Here is a 20,226-nt window from a genome sequence, read left to right on the forward strand (position 1 = left end):
CATGGCAGTCGGGATCGACATCGGTGGGACCGGAATCAAAGGCGCTGTCGTCGACCTCTCGACCGGTGAGCTGCTGAGCGACCGGATCAAGATCCCGACGCCCAAGGGCGGAACCCCCGAAGGCATCATCCAAGAGACGGTAAAGCTGGTGGATCAGCTGAAGGTGAATGATCCGGATGTTCCGGTCGGCGTGTGCTTCCCGGCTGTCGTCAAGCGCGGGATCACCCTTTCGGCTGCCAACGTCTCGAAATTGTGGATCGGGCTGGCAGCCGAGGACTACTTCGAAGACGCACTCGGCCGCGACATCACCTTCGTGAACGACGCCGACGCGGCCGGCTACGCGGAGGCATCCTTCGGTGCTGCTCGCGGGGTCGACGGGCTGGCGATCATGACGACGCTCGGCACCGGGATCGGCACCGCGCTCCTCCACAACGGGGTTCTCGTGCCCAACGCCGAGTTCGGGCACCTCGAGATCGACGGGCACGACATCGAGAAGCGGGCGTCGAACGCCGCCCGCGAGCGCGAGGACCTGTCCTGGGCGGACTGGGCTGCACGGTTGCAGAAGTTCTACTCCGCCCTCGAGGCTTACCTCTCCCCCGACCTGTTCGTCGTTGGCGGCGGTATCTCGAAGAAGCACGAGCATTTCCTGCCGCGTCTCAAGCTCACCGCGCCCATCGTGCCGGCCGTGCACCGCAACAACGCCGGCATCCTCGGTGCAGCGGCACTCGCGGTGCGGACGATCCCGCCGCTGAGCTAAGCCTCGCCGGGTGAGAGGGTGAATGGGCCGGCTGATACGCCGGGTTCTGTTCAGGTGCTTGCGCACCTTGGACGACCATCTCTCTCGAGACTGCGTTACCGCAGCCTTCCAGCGGTCTACCCGAGGACGGGACGAGCAGCCCCATAGTCCTCTGTCTGACCTTGCTCCGGGCGAGGTTTACCGAGCCGGCCGGGTCACCCCGGCCGCTGGTGGTCTCTTACACCACCGTTTCACCCTTACCTGGCGCTTGCGCGCCGGGCGGTCTACTTTCTGTTGCACTGTCTCGCGGGTTACCCCGGGTGGGTGTTACCCACCGCCCTGCTCTGCGGAGCCCGGACGTTCCTCGGCGCCATTACTGGCGACGCGGCCGTCTTGCCGACCCATTCACACGTCCAGCTTACCGGGCGCCCGCATCCGCAGTACGTGAGTTCGCGCCCTGCGGGTGCGCGGCATCGGTTGAGTGACGGCCGCGACACCCCTTCGATCGGGCCGAAAAGGTGGTCCATCGTCGGCTCGAGTTGCCATTCGGGACCGATCGATAGGGTGAACGACCATTTGGGGCCGATCGACACCTGCCGCGACGGATGCTGTCGCGGACGGATGCTGTCGCGGACGGATGCTGTCGCGGACGGATGCTGTCGCGGACGGATGCTGTCGCGGACGGATGCTGTCGCGAACGGATGCTGTCGCGAACGGATGCAGTCGCGAACGGATGCTGTCGCGAACGGATGCTGTCGCGCCGGATGCAGTCGCGCCGGATGCTCCGGGACTGCGGCAATGGCACCGGTTCACGCGTTTCGGTCGGAAACACCCGCCGCGGTGAGTGTCCACGACCGAGGCGGGTGAGTTCGCGCGTCGTGGCGCCCGGGACCCCCAGCCTCATGGCCCGACGGATCTCCCTGGCGGCAGCGGCTCCGAGACAGCGGCACCGGCACCGGTTCACGCGTTCCGGACGGAAACACCCGCCGGGGTGAATGTGCCCGACCGAAGCGGGTGAGTTCGCGCGGACCTACGCCCCGCGCCCTGCACCGACGCTCACCAGAGGCCGGACTCCTCCGTGCGAACCATGATCGCGGAGCACTCCGGGCACTGGATGACGTCGTCGATTTCCGCCGCCCGGACCTTCTGGAGTTCGTTGCCGGTGAGGGTGATGGTGCAGGCTCCGCAGGTGCCGGCACGGAAGAGCGCGGCGCCCGTTCCGCTGCGGGTACGGACCTTCTCGTAGAGCGCGAGAAGGTCGCCGGCCACCGAGTCCTCGAGCACGCCGCGCTGGGCGGTGAAGGTCGCGCGCTCCTGCGACAGGGAATCGAGCGCAGCCTTGCGCCGGGCGGCGATGTCGGTGAGCTTGGCCTGGAGTTCCGTGTCGATCGCCTGAGTGGAGGCCAGCTGCCCTTCGGCCTCCTCAACCCGTTCCATCACCACGATCTCCATGTCTTCGAGATTGTTCTTGCGTCGACGGAGCGACTCGAGTTCGCTCTCCAACGCCGTCACGTCCTTCACCGATGAGGTGTGGTTCACCCGCTCGGTATCGCGGGCGATCCGTGCTTCGACCACCGCGGCATCCGATTCGAGGCGTCCCAGTTCGGTCTTCGCGTCTTCGAGTGCTCCGAGCTCAGAGGCAAGCCGTCCGCTCAGTGCTGTGCGCTCTGCCGACACCTGGGCGTATTCCGCCGACTCGGGGAGGCTCTTCTCACGGTGGGCGACACGGACGAGACCTGCATCGATGGTCTGCAGTTCGAGCAGTTTCTTCTGCTCGGCGAGGCTGGATTTCACGTGGGTTCTCTCTGAGTTGTGCTGCGTGGTGCTGAGTCGTGCTGCGGGTGTCCTGCCAGATTACTGGGTCACAACGAAATCCCACGGGTCGGTGCGCAGGTCACTGACCGCGATGTCCAGATCGGGCAGGAGCTTCCCGAGCTGCTCAGCGGCGCGGTCGAGCCACAGCCATTCGCTGGCCCAGTGGGAGACGTCGATGAGCGCTGGGCCCCCCGCGACCCGCGACTGCTCGATCGACTCCGATGCCGGATGATGCCGCAGGTCGCTGGTGATGTAAACGTCGGCAGATCGCACTCCGGCCTCGCCGAGCAGTGAATCGCCCGCTCCCCCGCACAGGGCGATGCGCTCGACAATCCGGTCGTAGTCGCCGGCGACCCGGACTCCGGTCGCCGTTGCGGGGAGTACCTGCCCAATCCGGTGCGCGAGGTGGCCAAGCGTTGTCGGTTCGGCCAGCATCCCGACACGGCCGATCCCTGTCGACCCGTCGGCATTCGGAACCAGAACCTCGACCTGTTGCAGGCCGAGCAGCTGAGCGAAGATTCCTGACGTGCCCTCGTCGACGACATCGGCGTTGGTGTGCGCGGCGAGCAGCGCACATCGCCCGCGGATGAGCGCTGTCAGGACGGAACCTTTGTACCGGTCGGCCGCGATGCTCGTGACTCCGCGAAGCAGAAGCGGGTGGTGGACGAGAAGGAGGTCGGTGCTGGTCGCCAGTGCTTCCTTGACGACAACGTCGACAGCGTCCACGGCGAGGAGGATGCGGGAGATCTCGTCGTCGGGATGTCCGGCGATCAGCCCTGAGGCATCCCACCCTTCCGCCCCGGAGATCGGCCAGAGTTTCTCGACGGCCACGGACACGTCAGCGAGGGAGTAAGACACCCCTTAAGCCTAGCGATCCGCCTGCCGGAACATGCCGGCAGGCGGATCGGTCAGTCGGACTGGATCAGTACCAGTTCTTTGCCTGTGAGTGCGACCAGGCGGCGCAGGGGCTGCCGTAGGCACGGTCGATGTAGTCAAGGCCCCACGCGATCTGGGTGGCGGCGTTGGTCTTCCAGTCGGAACCGGCGCTTGCCATCTTGCTTCCGGGAAGTGCCTGCGGGATGCCGGTGGCGCCGCTCGACGCGTTGTACGCGGTGTACGACCAGCCGGACTCTTTCTGCCAGAGCTTGTTGAGGCAGTTGAACTCGCCTGAACCCCAGCCGTACCGGGACGACGCCATCTGCGCGGCGACAGCGCGGGCACCGTCGCCGGTGTTTGCGCTGGCGCGCTGTTCGGCGGCGGCGGCTTCGGCTGCTTCGGCTGCCGCCTTGGCGGCGGCTTCGGCAGCGGCCTTTGCGGCCGCAGCGGCAGCAGCCTGCTCGGCGGCGATTCGGTCAGCCTCGGCGACTGCGGCCTGAACTCGCTGCTTCGCACCGTCAGTGATAGAGGCAAGGGCGGTCACAGTAGCGGGCTTCAGCGTCTTGTACCCGGAGAGGGAGGCCACGGACGCCGTCAGCGGCGCGGTGTCCACCTTGTCTTGCGCGGCGGCGGCGACGGCGTTCGCATCGGCGATGGTGGCTTCGGCCAGCTGGTGGGCTTCAGCTTTCTCGGCTTTGGCCTCAGCGACCTTCTTCGTTGTGCCGTCGAGCGTGGTCGCAATGCCGGTGAGGGAGCCGGAGAGGGTTGCTCCGGACTCGGCATTGGCGGAGTTCGCCTGAACGGTGATGCCGGATGCCGCGAGGATTCCAGCGGCAGCCAGGGCGACAATCATCGGCGCCCGGTTGGGCTTCTTTGAGGTGCGCGCTTCTTTTCGCGACGCGGGAGTGGGTTTCTGTGCAAGGTTGAGCATGGGTCTCCGTTGTGGTGCCCCGCGGTTCAGCACATGCGGAAGCAAAGCCTCGGTGAAGTGTGCCGAAAATTCAGGGGTCAACGGGCGAGAAACTTCTACCATCGCAAACACGCGGGCAAAACCTGCACGTGCTCAGCGGCTACATGGGGTGACGGTCAATGTCGGGAGTCACAGCGGCAGGAGCCGGCTGCACGCCAGCGCGATTGGATCTGCGCCAGCGGCTGAAGCAACCTATGCTCCTGCATGTTTCTGTGAGGAATATGAACCGAACCTGTGAAACCCATGTGTGTGGCTCGGTCCCCGGTCAGGACGGGAGCTCGTCAACGACACCGATGAAGCGACTGCCGATGCCGTCAACTTCCGTGCGAACGCGCCCGGGTTGGGGCTCAGGCAGTTCGTCCGAACCGTGGTGTTCGCAACTCAGGTAGGCGAATTCAGGCCACCACTTCTTGGGACGCACGGATTCTGTGAATCCGCAGATGTCACAGGTCAGTTGCACCCACACCGGCTTCTTGCCGGTGCGATTCGCCCGCGATTGAGCGAGCCAGGCTGGCGGGTTTTCGTTCAGCTCCGAAACCTCCTCGACGGAGAGTCGCCCGGGGATGCCGTGGCGCACGGCCATTTCCAGCGGAATGTCCAGGCGGAGGGCGGCTTCTCGTCGAGTAATCATCTCGATCAATCGTAAGCGATGCGCCTGGAAGCGGCCGCTAAGTCTAATAACCGGGGCTGCGGCCGGTCTAGTGCTTTCCGGCAGGAAGGCGACAGGCGGAGAGTCGAAGCCGGTCGGCATCCGTCGTCCATGAGATTGGGGAGGGCACCATGTATTTCCACGTGCAACAGCTGATTCACGAGATTACCCAGGACGAGCCGGACCCGGCGGCCGCGAACGCACTACAAGAGGGGCTTGGTGGTCAGTTCGGTGAGATGCGCACGATGATGCAGTATCTGTTCCAGGCCATGAACTTTCGGGGCCCGGCGGGCAAACCGTATCGGGATCTCCTGCAGGGCATCGGGACCGAGGAGATCAGCCACGTTGAGCTGATCGGGACGACGATCTCCCGGTTGCTAGACGGGTCACCCAGGTACCAGGGCAAACCGGAAGATCCGCTGGACAAGCCGGGATCCGACGGAGCAACGCCGCTGAACATCGCGCTCGACACGGGCAACATCCACCACTATCTCGTCGCGGCTCAGGGAGCCCTGCCGGTCGACGCGGCCGGAAACCCCTGGCTCGGCAGCTATGTCTACAACTCCGGCAATCTCGTGCTTGACCTGCTTTACAACCTCATGCTCGAGTCGACCGGTCGGCTGCAGAAGTGCCGGATCTACGAGATGACCGACAACAAGACCGCGCGATCGACGATTTCGTACCTCATCGTGAGGGATCAGGCCCACGAAAACGCGTACGCGAAAGCGCTCGAGAGCCTCGGGGTGAAGTGGAACACCGTCCTGCCGATTCCGAAGACCAACGCCGAGAAGTTCCCTGAGGTGAAGAAACTCCTCGACCTGGGCCTGCAGAGCAAGCAGTACACGTTCGACCTGACCGGGCATTCCGAGGCGGGCAAGATCTTCCAGGGCATGTCCCCATCGAACGACGGCACCACGCTGGATGCCAGCGAGCAGGCGCCAGCAGGCGCGCCGCTGACGATCGCACCTGAGCGGTTCGAAGAATTCTCACCAGGCCTCGATCCCGAGCTGCTCGCGCTCATCCAGGCGACGGCCGACATGGAACTTGCCGACGTGGATGCCATGTTCGGGCCCGTGAAATCCGGCGTCGTCTCGTCGGTGGATGCGGCATCGACCGGCGCCAAGGGCGAGAAGACATCTCAGTGAACCGGATGCCGCGGGTCATCGGCCGGTGCCGGCGACCCGCGGCGCCTCCGCACCATCACGGTCGTTCGACAGGCGTCCGCCGATAATCATCCGGTCCGGGTGAGGACCGTCCCCCGAACCGGGCGCAAGCTTCAGTTCACTCCCACGATGTGAACGGAACACCACCATGGATCCCATCGGCACGGCCACGCTGTCCGGACTGTTCATCGCCTGGCACGCCGGCGTTCGGTAGGGCCCGGTGTCACCGCCAACCGACGTGCGAACTACCGCCGCCACCGGATGGACGTTGGCGCCGCTCGCGCTCGCGCAGTTCATCTGTTCGTTCGCCGGTTCGAACATGAACGTCATGCTCAACGACATGAGCCACGATCTCAACACGACCATTCAGGGCATCCAGAGTTCCATCACGCTCTTCCTGCTCGTGATGGCGGCACTGATGATTCCGTTTGGCAAGCTGACCGTCCAGCTCGGGCGGAAGACCTGCTTCATGCTCGGGCTCGCGGTCTACGGAGTCGGAGCCGTGATCAGCGCGGTGTCACCGGGCCTCGGCGTTCTCATACTGGGCAACTCGGTTCTGGAGGGTGCAGGGACCGCCCTGCTCATCCCGCCGGTCTACATCCTCGTCACGATGTACTGGACGGGTCTGGCCGAGCGGGTTCGCGTGTTCGGGATCGTCAGCGCTGCCGGCGGAGTCGGCGCTGCGACGGGTCCCCTGATCGGCGGATGGATCACCGACACGCTCAGCTGGCGAGCAGCCTTCTTGTTCCAGTCGCTGATTATCGTGATCATCCTGATTTTCGCCGCGCGCTTGAAGGATCCGCTCCCCCGCGAACCGGGTCGGCCCTTTGACGTGATCGGTGCCGTCCTCTCGGCACTCGGGCTGATCCTGTTCGTGATCGGCATCCTTGCCCTCGACAACAATGTCTTCCTGTCGTTCGGCCTGATGGTGGCCGGCGCCGGTGTCATCACTGTGTTCTTCTGGTGGGTGCGCCGCCTGCAACGGAAGGGCCGGGAGCCGTTGCTCTCGACCGCGCTCTTCCACAACCGCGTCTCGAACCTGGGGCTGGTGACGCAGAACTTCCAATGGTTGCTGCTGATGGGGGTCTCCATGCTGGTGGCGAGCCTTCTGCAGGCGGTCCGCGGCTACAACGCGATCGAGACCGGGGTCATCTTCAGCGCCACGACCGTCGGAATCCTGGTGTCGTCGCTGTCGGTCAGCAGGTTGGTCCGTCGGTTCGCACAGCGTTCGCTGATCATGGCGGGGTTCCTCATCACGGCCATCGGCCTGGTTCTCCTTCTCATCGTTGCAGCGGTACCAGGCGCCTGGGCGTTCGCACCCGGCCTGCTGGCGGTCGGGTTGGGGCTCGGGCTCACGCTCACCCCCAGCGTCAACGTGGTGCAGTCCGCCTTCCCCGAGGATGAGCAAAGCGAGATCTCCGGGCTCTCGCGCAGCATCTCGAACCTCGGCTCGAGTTTCGGAACGGCGATCGTCCAAACGCTCCTCGTCTTGCGCGCGGACGCATCGGCAGACGGCTATCTGTTTGCGATGGTGCCGCTCATGGTGGTCACCGTCGCGGGAATCGTCGTCGCAAGTTTGCTGCCCGGCCGCTCGAAGGCGCCAGGCCGCACAGCGGCCGCCGCGAATCAACGTTGAAAAAGAAGGATCACCGTCATGAACGAATACCCCCCGATCGCGGAGCACGGCCTGATCGGCGACTTGAAAACGTCGGCGCTCGTGTCGACGGATGGCACGATCGACTGGTTCTGTAGTCCCCGCTTCGACTCACCCAGCATCTTCGCCTCACTCCTCGACCACGCAAAGGGCGGCTATTTTCGAGCGCACCCGCACGATGACGCGTACGAGAAGAAGCAGCTCTACTTCCCGGACACCGCGATTCTCATCACCCGGTTCCTCACCGAGCAAGGAGTGGGCGAGGTCATCGACTTCATGCCGGTGAGTTCAGACGCTGCGGACGAGCGTCATCGCCTCGTGCGGGTCCTGCGCTGCGTCCGCGGAACTTTCCACTTCGACATCGAAATCGCACCGCGTTTCGACTATGGGCGGTTATCGCACGAGTTGACTCTGAACGAGGCGGGCGCGGCGTACACGGCGGGCGATTCGACGTTGACGCTCAGCCCGATCCTGGACAGCGATGACGAACGCCTTGCGACATGGAAGACCGACGACGAGAACGATCTTCATATCTCGCTTCCCCTCGTCGAAGGGCAGATGCGCGAACCCGTGCTCGACGCATCCCTCCTGAAAATGGCGCAGGTGGGCTTCGTGTCGCCCCACGACCCGATGTGGCAAGACACCCTCACCGCGATCGCATCAGAACTCGTGTCGGACCGCCTCGTCTACCGGTACGACCCGAGCGCCTCGCCCGACGGGCTCCGTGGTTCGGAGGGGACATTCTCGCTCTGCACTTTCCTGTATGTCGACGCACTCGCCCGTTCCGACCGACTCAATGAGGCTCGTGTGATCTTCGAGAAGATGCTCACCTATGCCAACCACCTGGGCCTCTTCTCGGAGGAGATCGCGCTGACCGGCGAGCAGCTTGGAAACTTCCCGCAGGCGTTCACCCACCTGGCACTGATCGACGCAGCCATCACCCTCAACGAGCGGCTGGATGCCGCGCGGGCACGGCGTCGGTGACCTCGCTCGCTTCGCTCGTCGGACGGATGCCCAGCCGCCCGGCACGTTCCGCCTCGGTCAGCTTCGCACCATGGCTTCAGCTTCATCAGCCGCGCTAGGCGTCGTGGTGGCCTCCTGGGCAAGGATGTGTGCGACATCGCGAGCGCTGCCGCATAGTGAGGATCGTCCAAGAGGTCGGCAACTGGCGGTCGAGGAGCGACCAAGTCGAACGACGGACTGGTCATGACCAGGACCTTGGTGCATCGGTCGAACAACTCGAATACGTCGTGCAGCGGCGGCTGTCCGTAGCTTGCCACCACGGCGTTGAGTCGTGGCAGGGTACGGCCCAGGAGCCACGAAACGGTCTTCGGGGCCAGCATGTCCCTCGTCCGGCGAAGTACCCCCGGGCCTGGTGACCAGCCGCTCCCCATCAGGGGCAGGCCCGGCGTCGGCCGCAGGTGGATCTGTGCAAGCAAAGCGGCGGTTGTAAGGCCGGTCGACCGGGCCCCGATCAGAATTCCCGGCAAGCCATCCGCCAGGACGGCATCCACAGGGAACTCGCGAATGGTCGCCACCACTCGGCGGCGAGACCGATAGCCGGCGGGACGGTCCCTCCGCCGTCGATCACCGCCAACAGGAACCGGGCACTGCTCTGCCCCAGATGTTCAGCCATCATCGCCCGGCGCACGACAGATCACGTGTGGCGCGCTGAGTGTCAGCAACTCGTCGACCATGACCATCTCCTCACTGATCGGCGTCGGCCCACGTGAGATCATCCTCGGCTGCGAGAACTGTAACGAGCTTGTCCCTTGGAGGATACGGGGCGCTGCCCGTACCGGTACCCCGGTGGCCGAGCGATCGACAATATCCACGGCTCTACCGCCTGCGCCGGTAGAATTCTGACTACTCGGCGGGAGGGAACCCAATGGCCGGTGAACGCACCTACCCCGTGCTGCCATGCGCGGACCTGGACGATGCACTCTCGTTCTACGTCGCGCTTGGGTTCACCGTCAGCTTCCAGCAGCGCCGTCCTTATCCCTGCGCGGTCGTGGAGTTGGACGACATCGCGATCCATTTGTTCGCCTTGGAAGGCTTCGATCCGGCGACCTCGTACGGTAGCGCCATCATCACCGTCGCAGAGCCCGGTGAGCGCCACGACGCGTTCAGGGCGGGGCTGCGGGAACGCTTTGGCAAGGTTCCGGTTAAGGGCATCCCGCGCCTGCTCCCCCCGCGGCGCAAGGCAGGCACCGCGACCGGGTTCTCGGTTGTGGACGTTGGCGGTAACTGGCTCCGTTTCTATAAGGAGGGCTCGTCCGAGGACGAGGCGACGGAACGACGATCCGGCTGGGGCGAGTGATCGACGTCGCCGCACGACAAGGGGATTCTCGCGGTGACGACGCCCAAGCGATCGCGGTCCTCGACGCAGGACTCATCCGCTATCCCGACGCGCCGCCGATCGACGTGTTCGAGGCGCTGCTCTACCGCGCGGAACTCAAAGTGCGTACCGGAGCGGACCCAGCCTCCGACCTCGCCGCCGCGAAGGCACTGCTGACCGAGAATCAACTCGGCGCAGAGGCAAATCGAGCGATGACGGAAGCAGCTGAGGCAGCGCGTTCATAGCGGCTGCCCTCGTCATAGCATGGTGTGATATGCCGAACGCTGAAGTTCTGGTGCTACACGGCTCACCGGGCTCGGGGAAGAGCACCCTCGCTCGCGCCTTGTTTGAGCAGCTGCGTGTCGCTGACCAGTCGGTGGCGGTAATCGATCCGGCTCAACAACGGCCGTGGGTGGCCGACCGCAATAGACGGCTGAGTCATGTCAGCGGAGCGTCGGCAGCATCGCTGGAAGTCACGTTTTGGTCGCCCTGATCATCACCTTCGGCCACCAGCGGCGTGATTCGCACTCCGGCGATGCGCCGGCGCTCCAGCGCGGTGACCTGGATTGTGGCCCCTGGTACGTCGACGGCATCACCGACCACCGCGAGTCGCCCGAGATGCTCCGTGATGAATCCGGCGATCGTGTCGGAAGATCCCCGGGGAATGGCCAGTCCCGTCAGCTCCTCGAAGTCTTGCAGGTTCAGCCGGCCGTCCACGACGCCGCCTGCCACAGTGGGCTCGATGGCGGTGTCGTATTCGTCGAAGATCTCCCCGACCACCTCCTCGAGCAGGTCTTCGAGCGTGATGATCCCGTCAGTGCCGCCGTGTTCGTCCACGACGACTGCGATGTGATGCCCGTCGGCACGCATCCGAGTCAGAGTCGGAAGGACGCGCGCGGTGGACGGCAGATAGGGAATGGCACGGGCGATCCGTTGAAGGGACCGCTCGGGGTCTTCTGCGGCTGTCTCGAAGAGGTCGCGGACGTGGACGAACCCGGTGATGTCATCGATCGACTTGTCGACGACCGGATAACGGGAGAACGGCAGCTCGCGAACTTGCACGATTGTCTCGGCGAGGGTCGCAGTTTCGTCGAGGGCGACGACCTCGGGGCGCGGTCTCATGACCTCGCTGATCTGCCGTCCACGCAGGGACAATACGTCGTCGAGGATCCGTCGCTCATCATCGGGCAACCCCTGGTGCGTTGCCACGATGTCACGGACCTCCTCGTCGCTCATCTCGTCGGCAGTCTTGTGCGGGTCGCCGCCCAAGAGGCGCACGAGGGCGTTAGTCGAGACGGACAGCAGCCAGATAACGGGGCGCATGACGATTGCGAATCCGTCGAGCACCGGAGCGACGGCGTATGCGAACTGGGCGTTGCGTTGGATGGCGAGGCGCTTCGGCACGAGCTCGCCGAGCACCAGCGAGAGGTAGGCGATGATCAGCGTCAGCACGAGTGTCGCCAGCGTGAGCGCGAGTTCGTCCGATGCGCCCCACATTACGAATAGCGGGGCGACAGAAGGCGCGATCGACGTGGCCCCGTAGGCGGCCGAAGCGAAGCCGGCGACGGTCACGCCGATCTGCACCGCGGAGAGGAAGGTGTTGGGGTTGCGCGCGAGGCTAGCGACCTTCGCACCCCGGCGACCACGCGCGGCGATCGCGTTGATCTGACTCTCGCGCAGGGTCACCAGAGCCATCTCGGTCGCAGCGAAGACGCCGCCTACCAGGACGAACACAATGACGAGGGCGATGTTCCAGAGGAGGCCGCTCATCGGCCTGAACTTTCGAGGTCGGAGGCTGACTTAGAACAGCGCTGACACGTCAAGAGAGTTCTTTCTGTGTCTCGTTGGTCGGGTGGAGGAGGTCATCATCGTCGCGGCGGTCGCCACGGGTCTTCAGCAGGCTGGCGGTCGTCGCCACGGCGATCGTTGTGCCGATGAAGACCAGCGAGAACCAGATGGGGATCTCGGGTGCCCAGAGCATCGGCTCGCCGCCGTTGATGAACGGCAACTCGTTGACGTGCATGGCGTGCAGCACCAGCTTCACACCGATGAATGCGAGGATGACTGCGAGCCCCTGCGCGAGGTAAATCAGGCGCTCAAGCACGCCGCCGATGAGGAAGTACAGCTGGCGCAGGCCCATCAGCGCGAATGCGTTGGCGGTGAAGACGATGTACGCCTCGTCGGTCAGACCGTAGATCGCCGGGATCGAGTCGACGGCGAAGATGACGTCGACGAAGCCGATGGCGATAATCGTCAGCAGCATCGGGGTGACGAAGCGGCGGCCGTTCTTGCGCACTGTGAGGCGATCTTCGTGGTACTCGTCAGTAACCGCGAGGTGACGCCGAACGAAGCCCATAAACCGGCCGTTCGCAGGGTTCGACTCGCCGTGCGCGAAAGCCTGGCGATACGCCAGCACCAGCAGTAGCGCGCCAAAGACGTAGAACACCCACGAGAAGTTCGCAATAAGGGTGGCGCCAACGGCAATGAAGATCCCGCGGAGGATCAACGCGATCACAATGCCGATCATCAGCACTTTCTGCTGGTAGATCTTCGGCACCGCGAAACCCGTCATCACAAGAAGGAAGACGAACAGGTTGTCGATCGACAGCGCCTTCTCGGTCAGATAGCCAGCGAAGTACTCGCCGCCGTACGTCCATCCCGAAACGACGCCGATCCCGATGCCGAACAGGAGCGCGAGTCCAATATAAAAGGCCGACCAGCGGGCGGATTCGGCGATCGACGGCTCATGCGGCTTGCGCACGTGCGCGAAGAACTCGTACACGAAGAACGCGATCGTGACAGCAATGGTGATGACCCAGACGAGTGGGGTGATGTTCAAGGGTGGCTCCGAAGTAGGCGTGACTGATTGACACCAAAGTCTTCTCCATCCCTGCGATGAGGGACCGGTGACCCGGGATGCGAACGCATCCGTAGTGACGAGCCGGCCGTTTCGGAGTACTCCCCTTGGAGTAGAGATATTACGGGAGCCCGGTGAACTGTTCCTGAGAAATCCCCGTATGGCGCGTTGCCGGCGAGCAGCCTGAGTAGGAGGATCGCGGCTCGATGCTGTGCGCGGTGGGCCCCTAGAGGTAGATGAGGCCGACGGTCAGTCGACGCTCGGCGATCTGTCGCTTCCTACGTTGTCCTTGTTGTCGCGACCGCCGAGAATACCCGGCCACTGGTCGAACCCGTGGCTGGTCAGACCGTAGAAGGCGGGCAACAGCAAGAAGATCACCGACGCCACCAGCGGGTTGATAAGGACACCCGCTGTTCCCGCCGCCAAGTAGAGCACGACTCCTATGAGGGCACGCGGGCGCTCGCGCGCGAAGTAGGAATCATCTACTTCCTCCTTAGTGAGGTCAGGGTGCCGGGCCAAATGCGAGAAGAACACGAGCCACGATAGGCAGAGCAGTCCCCCAACGAGCGCGTAAAGCCCTACGGCGACTCGCTCGTCGGCCAGATTGCCCGTCCTGGCGGTCTCGGCGATTACTGCTGTGGGCCAGGGGACCAGTGCAAGCGTCGCCAGGACTCCCAGATTGGCCCATTGCAGACCCCGGTCCATCTCCCGGATTCTGCTGAAGGCGGCCTTGTGGTTCAGCCAGATCACGGCCAGGTAGGTGTACGAGGCTGCGTACGCCAGGTAGGTCGGCCACTCCCCCAGCAGGGAGGCCAGCAGTTTCCCGGGCTCGGTCTCGCGCGGTCTAAGGTCAAGTACGAGGAGCGTGATGACGATCGCGATGACAGCGTCGCTGAAGGCCACGGCACGGCTGGTGTCCGAGCGCGTTGCCTTCTCTCCCCGCTTTGGCATGTTGCCCTCGCCTTCTTCTGCCAGCGCGTCGACCATGCGCGATGTCAGACGCGATCGCCCGTCGATGGGGTCTGGGTGTGTCAGCTCGACTGATTGTTCTCCGCGAACTCCTGAATTATTCGTTCGCAGAATGCGGGGAGATCGTCCGGCGATCGGCTCGTAGTGATCGTGCCGTCGGTGACCACCATCTCGTCGACGACATCCGCTCCGGCGTTGCGGAGATCGGTGCGGACGCTGGGCCACGACGTGATGCGGCGACCTCGCACCCGGTCGGCTTCTGCCAAGGTCCACGGTCCATGACAGATGGCTGCAACGGGTTTGCCGGAGTCGACGAAGTCGCGTACGAATGCGACAGCGGTGGAATCCATTCGGAGTTTATCGGGGTTGACCGTCCCACCCGGGAGTAGGAGCGCGTCGAAATCGTCGATGACGACATCCTGCACGCTCCGATCCACGGGGAACGTGCCGGCGTCGTCCAGGTCATTGTTGCGTGCCGCGATTTCCCCGGTCTTGATGGAGACGAGGGTGGTCAGTGCGCCAGCTTCGTCCAACGCCTGTCGTGGCTGCTCGAGCTCGACCCGCTCGACGCCATCGGTCGCCAGGATCGCGACTCGCCGACCGTTCAGTTCGCCGGCCATGTCACGCTCCCATGGATGCGACGTTCTTCGTAGACAACTGCTCTCATTTTCTTACCTTTCAGCGATACTGATGGACGAATGGATTTCAGCGTGCAATGACGGATGCCACGGGTGACCTCGGTTCTCGTAACTGATTTGTGGGCACCTGCCGGCATACGCCGCCGCGTATGCACCCTGCTTCTACGGCTGGAAGGCGGCTGGTCACCGACGACGGCTGAGACATCCGCGCCCTCGCGCAGGCGAGCGTGAAGCTCGAATCCTACGTCGCCAGGCGCACTATCCAGCCGGATCTCCAGTAGCTCAGCGATCCGCTGCAACGGCTGCGGGTAGCCGTAGTGGGAGAAGGCCGCCGCTGTCTTCACGCCCATCTCCGCTCCTCCTGATCGGAGGGCGAGACTCTGCGAGAGGCGCCCTCGAGCTTGCATGCGCTCAGCATAGGCACGAGAAACCGATGGACGTAGGGCCTTCACCTACGCAGACGACAGGAGGACAATGTGGTTCGAATTGGTGGTGAATGTGGGCCGATGGGACACCGTCAACGCGCGTTCGCGCTACGGGATCCCGTTTCTGGACGTATCTAAGCTGCTCGGCTGGTGCTACGACATGCTGTCCGTGTCGGGCGACGGGACGTCCGTCTGCTCGCTTTCCTCGATAGCGTCCTGAGGCGTCGGCAAATCCGGCTCCTCGACGTGCCCGTCGCGGAGGGGCACATCATCCGCTGAATAGCCTTTCGTGCCCTCGCGCTCTTTTGGCCCGCCGAAGTTTGCACTGCCTGCATCTGGTGTCATCATCATCGTTCTCCTGAGTCCCGGTTGGTCGGTGGGCGCCGGTACGAAATCAGACGGTCCCGCCGTTTGTGGAGCCTTGACGTTTCCATTGCATCATCTCCGGTACACCCTGCCAACCGTGCTGAACGTGAAATCTTTCATGCGAGCCCGCGGTGGTTCGGATCGCCCGCCAATGTGGTCGTACTTCCTCAGGCACCGGGAGGGGTCCGGCGGGCGGTTCCGCGATTGAGCGCAAGGTGCCCACCCAAAAAGCCGGCTCCCGCCGCGATCGCGTTCCCCGCCAGGCCGAGCATCGTCCCTTGGGTATAACGGCCGAGCTTCCGCGAGATCAGGGAACCGAGGAAAAGGAAGATGGCTGCGTCGGCGCCTAGTGCGTGCACCGCGCCGGTTCGACGCTCGACGCCCTTCAATTCCGCCCAATCCCCGGCTCCTGCGATAGCGGTCGGGATTGCTGCCGCCAGCCCAACTCCAACCAAGAGGGTAGCCCCGCGACGAGCCTGAGATCCACCGGTCAGGTCGAGGATTGAAGCGCTGATCCAGGGCCCGAGGGTCAGATCGGTGAGGAGCGGATGTATGGAGTGTCCAAGGACGCTGGTGTGGAATGGGCTGCGCCGTGCCCAGTCGAGAATCGGCCGGTACACGAACTCTTGGGCGGCAGCCACCCGCTCGGAGACGCGACTCTCGCCCACGGCTCGGGCTAAACGTTGTGGCAGTGACAATCCGTCCATGATCGTTACGGTACGCCGAGGCTGTGCGACTGTACAGAGACCCGCCCGTACCAGGCCACGGCGGCCGTCGCCAATTCGGCGACGTGCCCGGGCGGCCAGTGCCAGTTCACGTTTCCAACAGTTCCCGTCGGCACGCGTCTGCTGGTCACGAGTGTTTCGGCCCAACTCGGCCGGACCCACGACACCATCGTGTTGGAAGGTAACGGAGTGACGTACTTCGTGTCGAAGAGCCACCCCGACCTCAGCGATGTGACCGCGCCGGTCAGCCTCTACTACGAAGCCGGAAGCACGCCTACGGCGCGTGTCTTCGCACCCGATACGACACAGCACGTGTCTCTGATCATCACCCTCGTCGGCCAACTCCACGCCGTGTAGTGACGCTCGCGGCGTCGATTGACCTCGTAGGAGCTCGGCTCGGCGACCAGCACGTCTTCGCTCGGGAGGAGATGAGGTATTTGGTCATTGTGCGCACACCTAGACAACGCTCGGGTGCATTAAGGAAAGTGGGCCCTACCGGGATCGAACCGATGACATCCACGGTGTAAACGTGGCGCTCTACCAGCTGAGCTAAAGGCCCTTCCTGCCCGAAGGCAGCAGTTCATGTTACACGGGTCAGACAGGCTGGCGTTGCAGCTCGTCGAGCGCAGCCCGGTACGCAGCCAACGGGCGCACTTCGCCCGGTGCCGTGATGAAGCTTGCACGGATGATTCCGTCGGTGTCGATCAGGAACGTCGCCCGATTTGCAAACCCGTTCTCAGGGAGGAACACCCCATACTCCTTGCTGACCTGGCCGTGCGGCCAGAAATCAGCGAGAAGGGTGAAGTCGTAGCCCTCCTGCTCGGCCCACGCCCGCAACGTGAACTTGGAGTCCACTGAGATTCCGATCAGCTCAACGCCGGCATCTTTGAAGAGAGCGAGGTTGTCGCGCAGTTCGCACAGTTCACTCGTGCACCTCCCCGAGAAGGCCAACGGGAAGAAGACCAGCGCAACCGGGCGTTTGCCACGGAAACTGCCGAGCTGGATGAGTTCGCCGAACTGGTTCTGCAATTCGAAATCGGGGGCTCGAGTGTCATTCTCGAGGGCCATGTGAAACGTCCTTTCAGGCGGGTCGCCTGCATTCGGGGGCGCCGGGTCCGGCGCATCGGGCAAACCCACATGCTAGACCTCCAACCCGTGCGTTCCAAGGCAGAGCGCTGGATGTCGCCGATCGGCCGATCGAGTCGCTAGGCTGAGTCTGGTGCCAGCTCGGTCTTTACCCCGACCACAACTGACAATTTGCACCGTGAGAATCAGGCACGATCTGCCCATACAGAAAGGTCGACGGGTGACTGTAAACGACCAGGACCCCTACTCGGTGAACAACTTCGATAAAGACCCCGAAGAAACCGCCGAGTGGCAAGAGTCACTCGATCAGCTCGTCGCAGCACACGGTCACGGCCGGGCCCGCGAGATCATGTTGAGCCTCTTGAAGCGCTCGCGTGAACTGCACCTTGGTGTGCCGATGGTCCCGACCACCGACTACATCAACACGATCGCCCCCGAGAACGAACCTGAGTTTCCCGGCGACGAAGACATCGAACGCCGTTACCGTGCCTGGATCCGGTGGAACGCCGCAGTTACGGTGCACCGAGGACAGCGCCCCGGGATCGGTGTCGGCGGGCACATCTCAACCTACGCCTCATCCGCCGCGCTGTACGAAGTCGGGTTCAACCACTTCTTCCGCGGCCAGGACCACCCAGGCGGCGGCGACCAGATCTTCATCCAGGGCCACGCCTCCCCCGGCACCTACGCCCGCGCGTTCCTCGAGGGACGCCTGTCGACCGACCAGCTCGACGGTTTCCGGCAGGAGAAGTCACAGGCACCGAACGGCATCTCGTCGTACCCGCACCCCCGGCTCATGCCCGACTTCTGGCAGTTCCCGACGGTGTCGATGGGCCTCGGACCGATCAACGCGATCTACCAGGCGCAGCTCAACAAGTACCTGACGAACCGCGGGATCAAGGACGCCAGCGACCAGCAGGTCTGGGCGTTCCTCGGCGACGGTGAAATGGACGAGGTCGAAAGCCGCGGACAGCTCCAGGTCGCAGCAAACGAAGGCCTCGACAACCTCAACTTCATCATCAACTGCAACCTGCAGAGGCTCGACGGGCCCGTGCGCGGTAACGGCAAGATCATCCAGGAACTGGAGAGCTTCTTCCGCGGCGCTGGCTGGAACGTCATCAAGGTCGTCTGGGGCCGCGAATGGGATGACCTGCTCGCCCGCGACGACAGCGGCGCGCTCCTCAACCTCATGAACGTCACGCCTGACGGCGACTACCAGACTTACAAGGCCGAAAGCGGCGCGTTCGTGCGCGAGCACTTCTTCGGTCGCGACGAGCGCGCTCTCAAGCTCGTGGAGAACTACTCCGACGACCAGATCTGGAACCTCAAGCGCGGCGGTCACGACTACCGCAAGGTCTACGCGGCGTTCAAGGCGGCATCCGAGCACAAGGGGCAGCCGACGGTCATCCTCGCGAAGACGGTCAAGGGTTACGGTCTCGGGCCGTCGTTCGAGGGTCGCAACGCGACCCACCAGATGAAGAAGATGACCCTCGACAACCTGAAGACCTTCCGTGACGAGATGCGTATCCCGTTCACGGACGCGCAGCTTGAAGAGAACCCGTACCTGCCGCCGTACTACCACCCGGGCGACACGGACGAAGCGATCCAGTACCTGCACGAACGCCGTAAGGCCCTCGGCGGTTACGTGCCGGAGCGCCGTTCCAAGTACACGCAGCTGACCCTGCCCGACGAGTCGACGTATGCGATCGCGAAGAAGGGTTCAGGCACCCAGGAGATCGCCACGACGATGGCGTTCGTCCGCTTGCTCAAGGACCTCATCCGGTCGAAGGACTTCGGCAACCGGATCGTCCCGATCATCCCCGACGAGGCACGCACCTTCGGCATCGACGCGTTCTTTCCGACCGCGAAGATCTACAACCCGAACGGCCAGCACTACACGTCGGTCGACCGCGAACTGCTGCTGGCGTACAAGGAAAGCCCACAGGGCCAGATCCTCCACGTTGGCATCAACGAGGCCGGTGGCGCCGCCGCGTTCACCAACGTCGGCACGTCGTACTCGACTCAGGGTGAGCCGCTCATCCCGATCTACGTCTTCTACTCGATGTTCGGGTACCAGCGCACCGGCGACGCCTTCTGGGCCGCCGGCGACCAGATGGCGCGCGGGTTCATCATCGGCGCGACTGCCGGTCGCACGACCCTCACCGGTGAAGGACTCCAGCACGCTGACGGTCACTCGCACCTTCTCGCATCCACCAACCCGGCCACCGTCTCGTACGACCCGGCGTATGGCTACGAGATCGGGCACATCATGCGCTCCGGCCTTGAGCGGATGTACGGCGGACAGCACGAAGACCCCAACGTGATGTACTACCTCACCGTCTACAACGAGCCGATCGTGCAGCCGGCCGAGCCCGAGAACCTCGATGTCGACGGCCTGATTCGAGGCATCTACAAGCTCAACGAGTCCTCGTCTCCCGGCCCCAAGGTGCAGCTTCTCGCATCCGGCGTCGCGGTTCCGTGGGCCATTGAAGCCCAGAAGCTGCTCGGAGATGACTGGGGCGTGTCCGCCGACATCTGGTCGGTCACGTCATGGACCGAACTGCGCCGCGACGGCATCAAGGCCGAGGAACACAACTTCCTCAACCCGGATGCCGAGAAGAAGGTTCCGTACGTCACAGCGAAGCTTCAGGAGGCGAAGGGACCCTTCGTCGCCGTCTCGGACTTCATGCACGCTGTGCCCGACCAGATCCGGCAGTTCATTCCGGGCGACTTCGCGACGCTCGGCGCCGACGGCTTCGGCTTCTCGGACACGCGTGCTGCGGCACGGCGGTTCTTCAAGATCGACGGGCCCTCCATGGTGGTCCGCGCTCTTGAACTGCTCGCCGACCGCGGCGAGGTCGACCGTTCAGTGCCCGCCCAAGCGATCGAGAAGTACAAGCTTCATGACGTCAACGCGGGAACCACCGGCAACGCCGGTGGTGAGAGCTAGAGCATCAGCTCC

General features: G+C 64.0%; 21 protein-coding genes, 1 tRNA gene and 1 other RNA gene. 9 read left to right on the plus strand and 14 right to left on the minus strand.

Going from position 1 to position 20,226, the window contains the following annotated elements:
- Nucleotide 1 precedes the first annotated feature (1 nt).
- Nucleotides 2-757: a polyphosphate--glucose phosphotransferase gene (gene ppgK, locus BM197_RS12055; RefSeq protein WP_090711853.1), complete on the plus strand. Its 756-nt coding sequence runs from the start codon at nucleotides 2-4 to the stop codon at nucleotides 755-757.
- Between the two features lie 19 nt (nucleotides 758-776).
- Here the strand turns inward: ppgK and rnpB are convergent.
- The 5 genes from rnpB to BM197_RS12080 form a co-directional block, all read right to left on the minus strand.
- An RNA gene (gene rnpB / locus BM197_RS12060) (RNase P RNA component class A) lies at nucleotides 777-1,140 on the minus strand.
- A gap of 652 nt (nucleotides 1,141-1,792) precedes the next feature.
- The gene (locus BM197_RS12065; RefSeq protein WP_090711855.1) at nucleotides 1,793-2,530 is read right to left on the minus strand and encodes a zinc ribbon domain-containing protein; all 738 of its coding nucleotides are present in this window, start codon (nucleotides 2,528-2,530) and stop codon (nucleotides 1,793-1,795) included.
- A gap of 60 nt (nucleotides 2,531-2,590) precedes the next feature.
- Nucleotides 2,591-3,409 (minus strand): Nif3-like dinuclear metal center hexameric protein, encoded by an 819-nt coding sequence (locus BM197_RS12070; protein ID WP_090711857.1) that lies wholly within the window; start codon nucleotides 3,407-3,409, stop codon nucleotides 2,591-2,593.
- Between the two features lie 64 nt (nucleotides 3,410-3,473).
- Nucleotides 3,474-4,358: an aggregation-promoting factor C-terminal-like domain-containing protein gene (locus BM197_RS16335; RefSeq protein ID WP_177216824.1), complete on the minus strand. Its 885-nt coding sequence runs from the start codon at nucleotides 4,356-4,358 to the stop codon at nucleotides 3,474-3,476.
- Nucleotides 4,359-4,662: 304 nt separating this feature from the next.
- Nucleotides 4,663-5,028, minus strand: coding sequence for a hypothetical protein (locus tag BM197_RS12080; RefSeq protein ID WP_090711859.1), 366 nt, complete (start codon nucleotides 5,026-5,028; stop codon nucleotides 4,663-4,665).
- A gap of 149 nt (nucleotides 5,029-5,177) precedes the next feature.
- Between BM197_RS12080 and BM197_RS12085 the strand changes: the two genes are divergently transcribed.
- From BM197_RS12085 to BM197_RS16845, 6 genes are all read left to right on the plus strand, one after another.
- Complete coding sequence (locus BM197_RS12085) at nucleotides 5,178-6,191, plus strand: manganese catalase family protein (protein ID WP_090711861.1); 1,014 nt, start codon at nucleotides 5,178-5,180, stop codon at nucleotides 6,189-6,191.
- 256 nt (nucleotides 6,192-6,447) lie between these two features.
- The gene (locus BM197_RS12095; protein ID WP_245762521.1) at nucleotides 6,448-7,845 is read left to right on the plus strand and encodes an MFS transporter; all 1,398 of its coding nucleotides are present in this window, start codon (nucleotides 6,448-6,450) and stop codon (nucleotides 7,843-7,845) included.
- An 18-nt stretch (nucleotides 7,846-7,863) separates the two neighbouring features.
- Nucleotides 7,864-8,847 carry a trehalase-like domain-containing protein gene (locus BM197_RS12100; protein ID WP_090711867.1) on the plus strand — a complete coding sequence of 328 codons (984 nt, stop codon included), beginning with the start codon at nucleotides 7,864-7,866 and terminating at the stop codon, nucleotides 8,845-8,847.
- A 904-nt stretch (nucleotides 8,848-9,751) separates the two neighbouring features.
- Nucleotides 9,752-10,183: a VOC family protein gene (locus BM197_RS12110; RefSeq protein WP_090711871.1), complete on the plus strand. Its 432-nt coding sequence runs from the start codon at nucleotides 9,752-9,754 to the stop codon at nucleotides 10,181-10,183.
- Nucleotides 10,180-10,446, plus strand: coding sequence for a hypothetical protein (locus BM197_RS12115; RefSeq protein WP_090711874.1), 267 nt, complete (start codon nucleotides 10,180-10,182; stop codon nucleotides 10,444-10,446). Before BM197_RS12110 ends, BM197_RS12115 begins: the two co-directional genes overlap by 4 nt.
- A gap of 29 nt (nucleotides 10,447-10,475) precedes the next feature.
- The gene (locus BM197_RS16845; RefSeq protein ID WP_143095070.1) at nucleotides 10,476-10,694 is read left to right on the plus strand and encodes an ATP-binding protein; all 219 of its coding nucleotides are present in this window, start codon (nucleotides 10,476-10,478) and stop codon (nucleotides 10,692-10,694) included.
- On the opposite strand, the gene BM197_RS12120 is transcribed toward BM197_RS16845, so the two are convergent.
- From BM197_RS12120 to BM197_RS12145, 7 genes are all read right to left on the minus strand, one after another.
- Nucleotides 10,640-11,971, minus strand: coding sequence for a hemolysin family protein (locus tag BM197_RS12120; RefSeq protein WP_090711876.1), 1,332 nt, complete (start codon nucleotides 11,969-11,971; stop codon nucleotides 10,640-10,642). The two genes, BM197_RS16845 and BM197_RS12120, sit on opposite strands and share 55 nt — an antisense overlap.
- A gap of 49 nt (nucleotides 11,972-12,020) precedes the next feature.
- The gene (locus tag BM197_RS12125) at nucleotides 12,021-13,040 is read right to left on the minus strand and encodes a TerC family protein (protein WP_090711878.1); all 1,020 of its coding nucleotides are present in this window, start codon (nucleotides 13,038-13,040) and stop codon (nucleotides 12,021-12,023) included.
- A 267-nt stretch (nucleotides 13,041-13,307) separates the two neighbouring features.
- Complete coding sequence (locus tag BM197_RS12130) at nucleotides 13,308-14,045, minus strand: TMEM175 family protein (RefSeq protein ID WP_245762522.1); 738 nt, start codon at nucleotides 14,043-14,045, stop codon at nucleotides 13,308-13,310.
- Nucleotides 14,046-14,089: 44 nt separating this feature from the next.
- A complete protein-coding gene (locus BM197_RS12135) occupies nucleotides 14,090-14,647 on the minus strand; it encodes a type 1 glutamine amidotransferase domain-containing protein (RefSeq protein ID WP_090711880.1) in 558 nt (185 codons plus the stop codon).
- Complete coding sequence (locus tag BM197_RS16130) at nucleotides 14,632-15,015, minus strand: hypothetical protein (RefSeq protein ID WP_143095071.1); 384 nt, start codon at nucleotides 15,013-15,015, stop codon at nucleotides 14,632-14,634. Before BM197_RS16130 ends, BM197_RS12135 begins: the two co-directional genes overlap by 16 nt.
- A 228-nt stretch (nucleotides 15,016-15,243) precedes the next feature.
- Entirely contained in the window at nucleotides 15,244-15,441 is a 198-nt protein-coding gene (locus tag BM197_RS12140; RefSeq protein WP_090711882.1) for a hypothetical protein, read from the minus strand.
- Between the two features lie 182 nt (nucleotides 15,442-15,623).
- Nucleotides 15,624-16,163: a DUF2231 domain-containing protein gene (locus BM197_RS12145; RefSeq protein ID WP_143095072.1), complete on the minus strand. Its 540-nt coding sequence runs from the start codon at nucleotides 16,161-16,163 to the stop codon at nucleotides 15,624-15,626.
- Nucleotides 16,164-16,370: 207 nt separating this feature from the next.
- Between BM197_RS12145 and BM197_RS16340 the strand changes: the two genes are divergently transcribed.
- On the plus strand, nucleotides 16,371-16,538 hold the full coding sequence (locus tag BM197_RS16340; protein WP_177216825.1) for a hypothetical protein: 168 nt from the start codon (nucleotides 16,371-16,373) through the stop codon (nucleotides 16,536-16,538).
- Between the two features lie 129 nt (nucleotides 16,539-16,667).
- Here the strand turns inward: BM197_RS16340 and BM197_RS12150 are convergent.
- Together BM197_RS12150 and BM197_RS12155 are read right to left on the minus strand one after the other, a co-directional pair.
- Nucleotides 16,668-16,740, minus strand: a tRNA-Val gene (locus BM197_RS12150).
- A 35-nt stretch (nucleotides 16,741-16,775) separates the two neighbouring features.
- A complete protein-coding gene (locus BM197_RS12155; RefSeq protein WP_090711886.1) occupies nucleotides 16,776-17,249 on the minus strand; it encodes a peroxiredoxin in 474 nt (157 codons plus the stop codon).
- Between the two features lie 238 nt (nucleotides 17,250-17,487).
- Between BM197_RS12155 and aceE the strand changes: the two genes are divergently transcribed.
- Nucleotides 17,488-20,214 carry a pyruvate dehydrogenase (acetyl-transferring), homodimeric type gene (gene aceE / locus BM197_RS12160; RefSeq protein ID WP_090711888.1) on the plus strand — a complete coding sequence of 909 codons (2,727 nt, stop codon included), beginning with the start codon at nucleotides 17,488-17,490 and terminating at the stop codon, nucleotides 20,212-20,214.
- Nucleotides 20,215-20,226 lie beyond the last annotated feature (12 nt).

Source organism: Mycetocola miduiensis, from assembly GCF_900115155.1.
In the GTDB taxonomy this organism is placed as follows: Bacteria; Actinomycetota; Actinomycetes; order Actinomycetales; family Microbacteriaceae; genus Mycetocola_A; species Mycetocola_A miduiensis.

What these genes read in the sequence shown, in the direction of transcription:
- BM197_RS12140 (WP_090711882.1), bottom strand. Translation starts at nt 15,441, where the DNA reads ATGATGATGACACCAGATGCAGGCAGTGCAAACTTCGGCGGGCCAAAA.
- BM197_RS16130 (WP_143095071.1), bottom strand. Translation starts at nt 15,015, where the DNA reads ATGGGCGTGAAGACAGCGGCGGCCTTCTCCCACTACGGCTACCCGCAG.
- BM197_RS12100 (WP_090711867.1), top strand. Translation starts at nt 7,864, where the DNA reads ATGAACGAATACCCCCCGATCGCGGAGCACGGCCTGATCGGCGACTTG.
- BM197_RS12085 (WP_090711861.1), top strand. Translation starts at nt 5,178, where the DNA reads ATGTATTTCCACGTGCAACAGCTGATTCACGAGATTACCCAGGACGAG.
- BM197_RS16845 (WP_143095070.1), top strand. Translation starts at nt 10,476, where the DNA reads ATGCCGAACGCTGAAGTTCTGGTGCTACACGGCTCACCGGGCTCGGGG.
- BM197_RS12155 (WP_090711886.1), bottom strand. Translation starts at nt 17,249, where the DNA reads ATGGCCCTCGAGAATGACACTCGAGCCCCCGATTTCGAATTGCAGAAC.
- BM197_RS12110 (WP_090711871.1), top strand. Translation starts at nt 9,752, where the DNA reads ATGGCCGGTGAACGCACCTACCCCGTGCTGCCATGCGCGGACCTGGAC.
- BM197_RS16335 (WP_177216824.1), bottom strand. Translation starts at nt 4,358, where the DNA reads ATGCTCAACCTTGCACAGAAACCCACTCCCGCGTCGCGAAAAGAAGCG.
- BM197_RS12130 (WP_245762522.1), bottom strand. Translation starts at nt 14,045, where the DNA reads ATGGTCGACGCGCTGGCAGAAGAAGGCGAGGGCAACATGCCAAAGCGG.
- BM197_RS12145 (WP_143095072.1), bottom strand. Translation starts at nt 16,163, where the DNA reads ATGGACGGATTGTCACTGCCACAACGTTTAGCCCGAGCCGTGGGCGAG.
- BM197_RS12120 (WP_090711876.1), bottom strand. Translation starts at nt 11,971, where the DNA reads ATGAGCGGCCTCCTCTGGAACATCGCCCTCGTCATTGTGTTCGTCCTG.
- ppgK (WP_090711853.1), top strand. Translation starts at nt 2, where the DNA reads ATGGCAGTCGGGATCGACATCGGTGGGACCGGAATCAAAGGCGCTGTC.
- BM197_RS12080 (WP_090711859.1), bottom strand. Translation starts at nt 5,028, where the DNA reads ATGATTACTCGACGAGAAGCCGCCCTCCGCCTGGACATTCCGCTGGAA.
- BM197_RS12135 (WP_090711880.1), bottom strand. Translation starts at nt 14,647, where the DNA reads ATGGCCGGCGAACTGAACGGTCGGCGAGTCGCGATCCTGGCGACCGAT.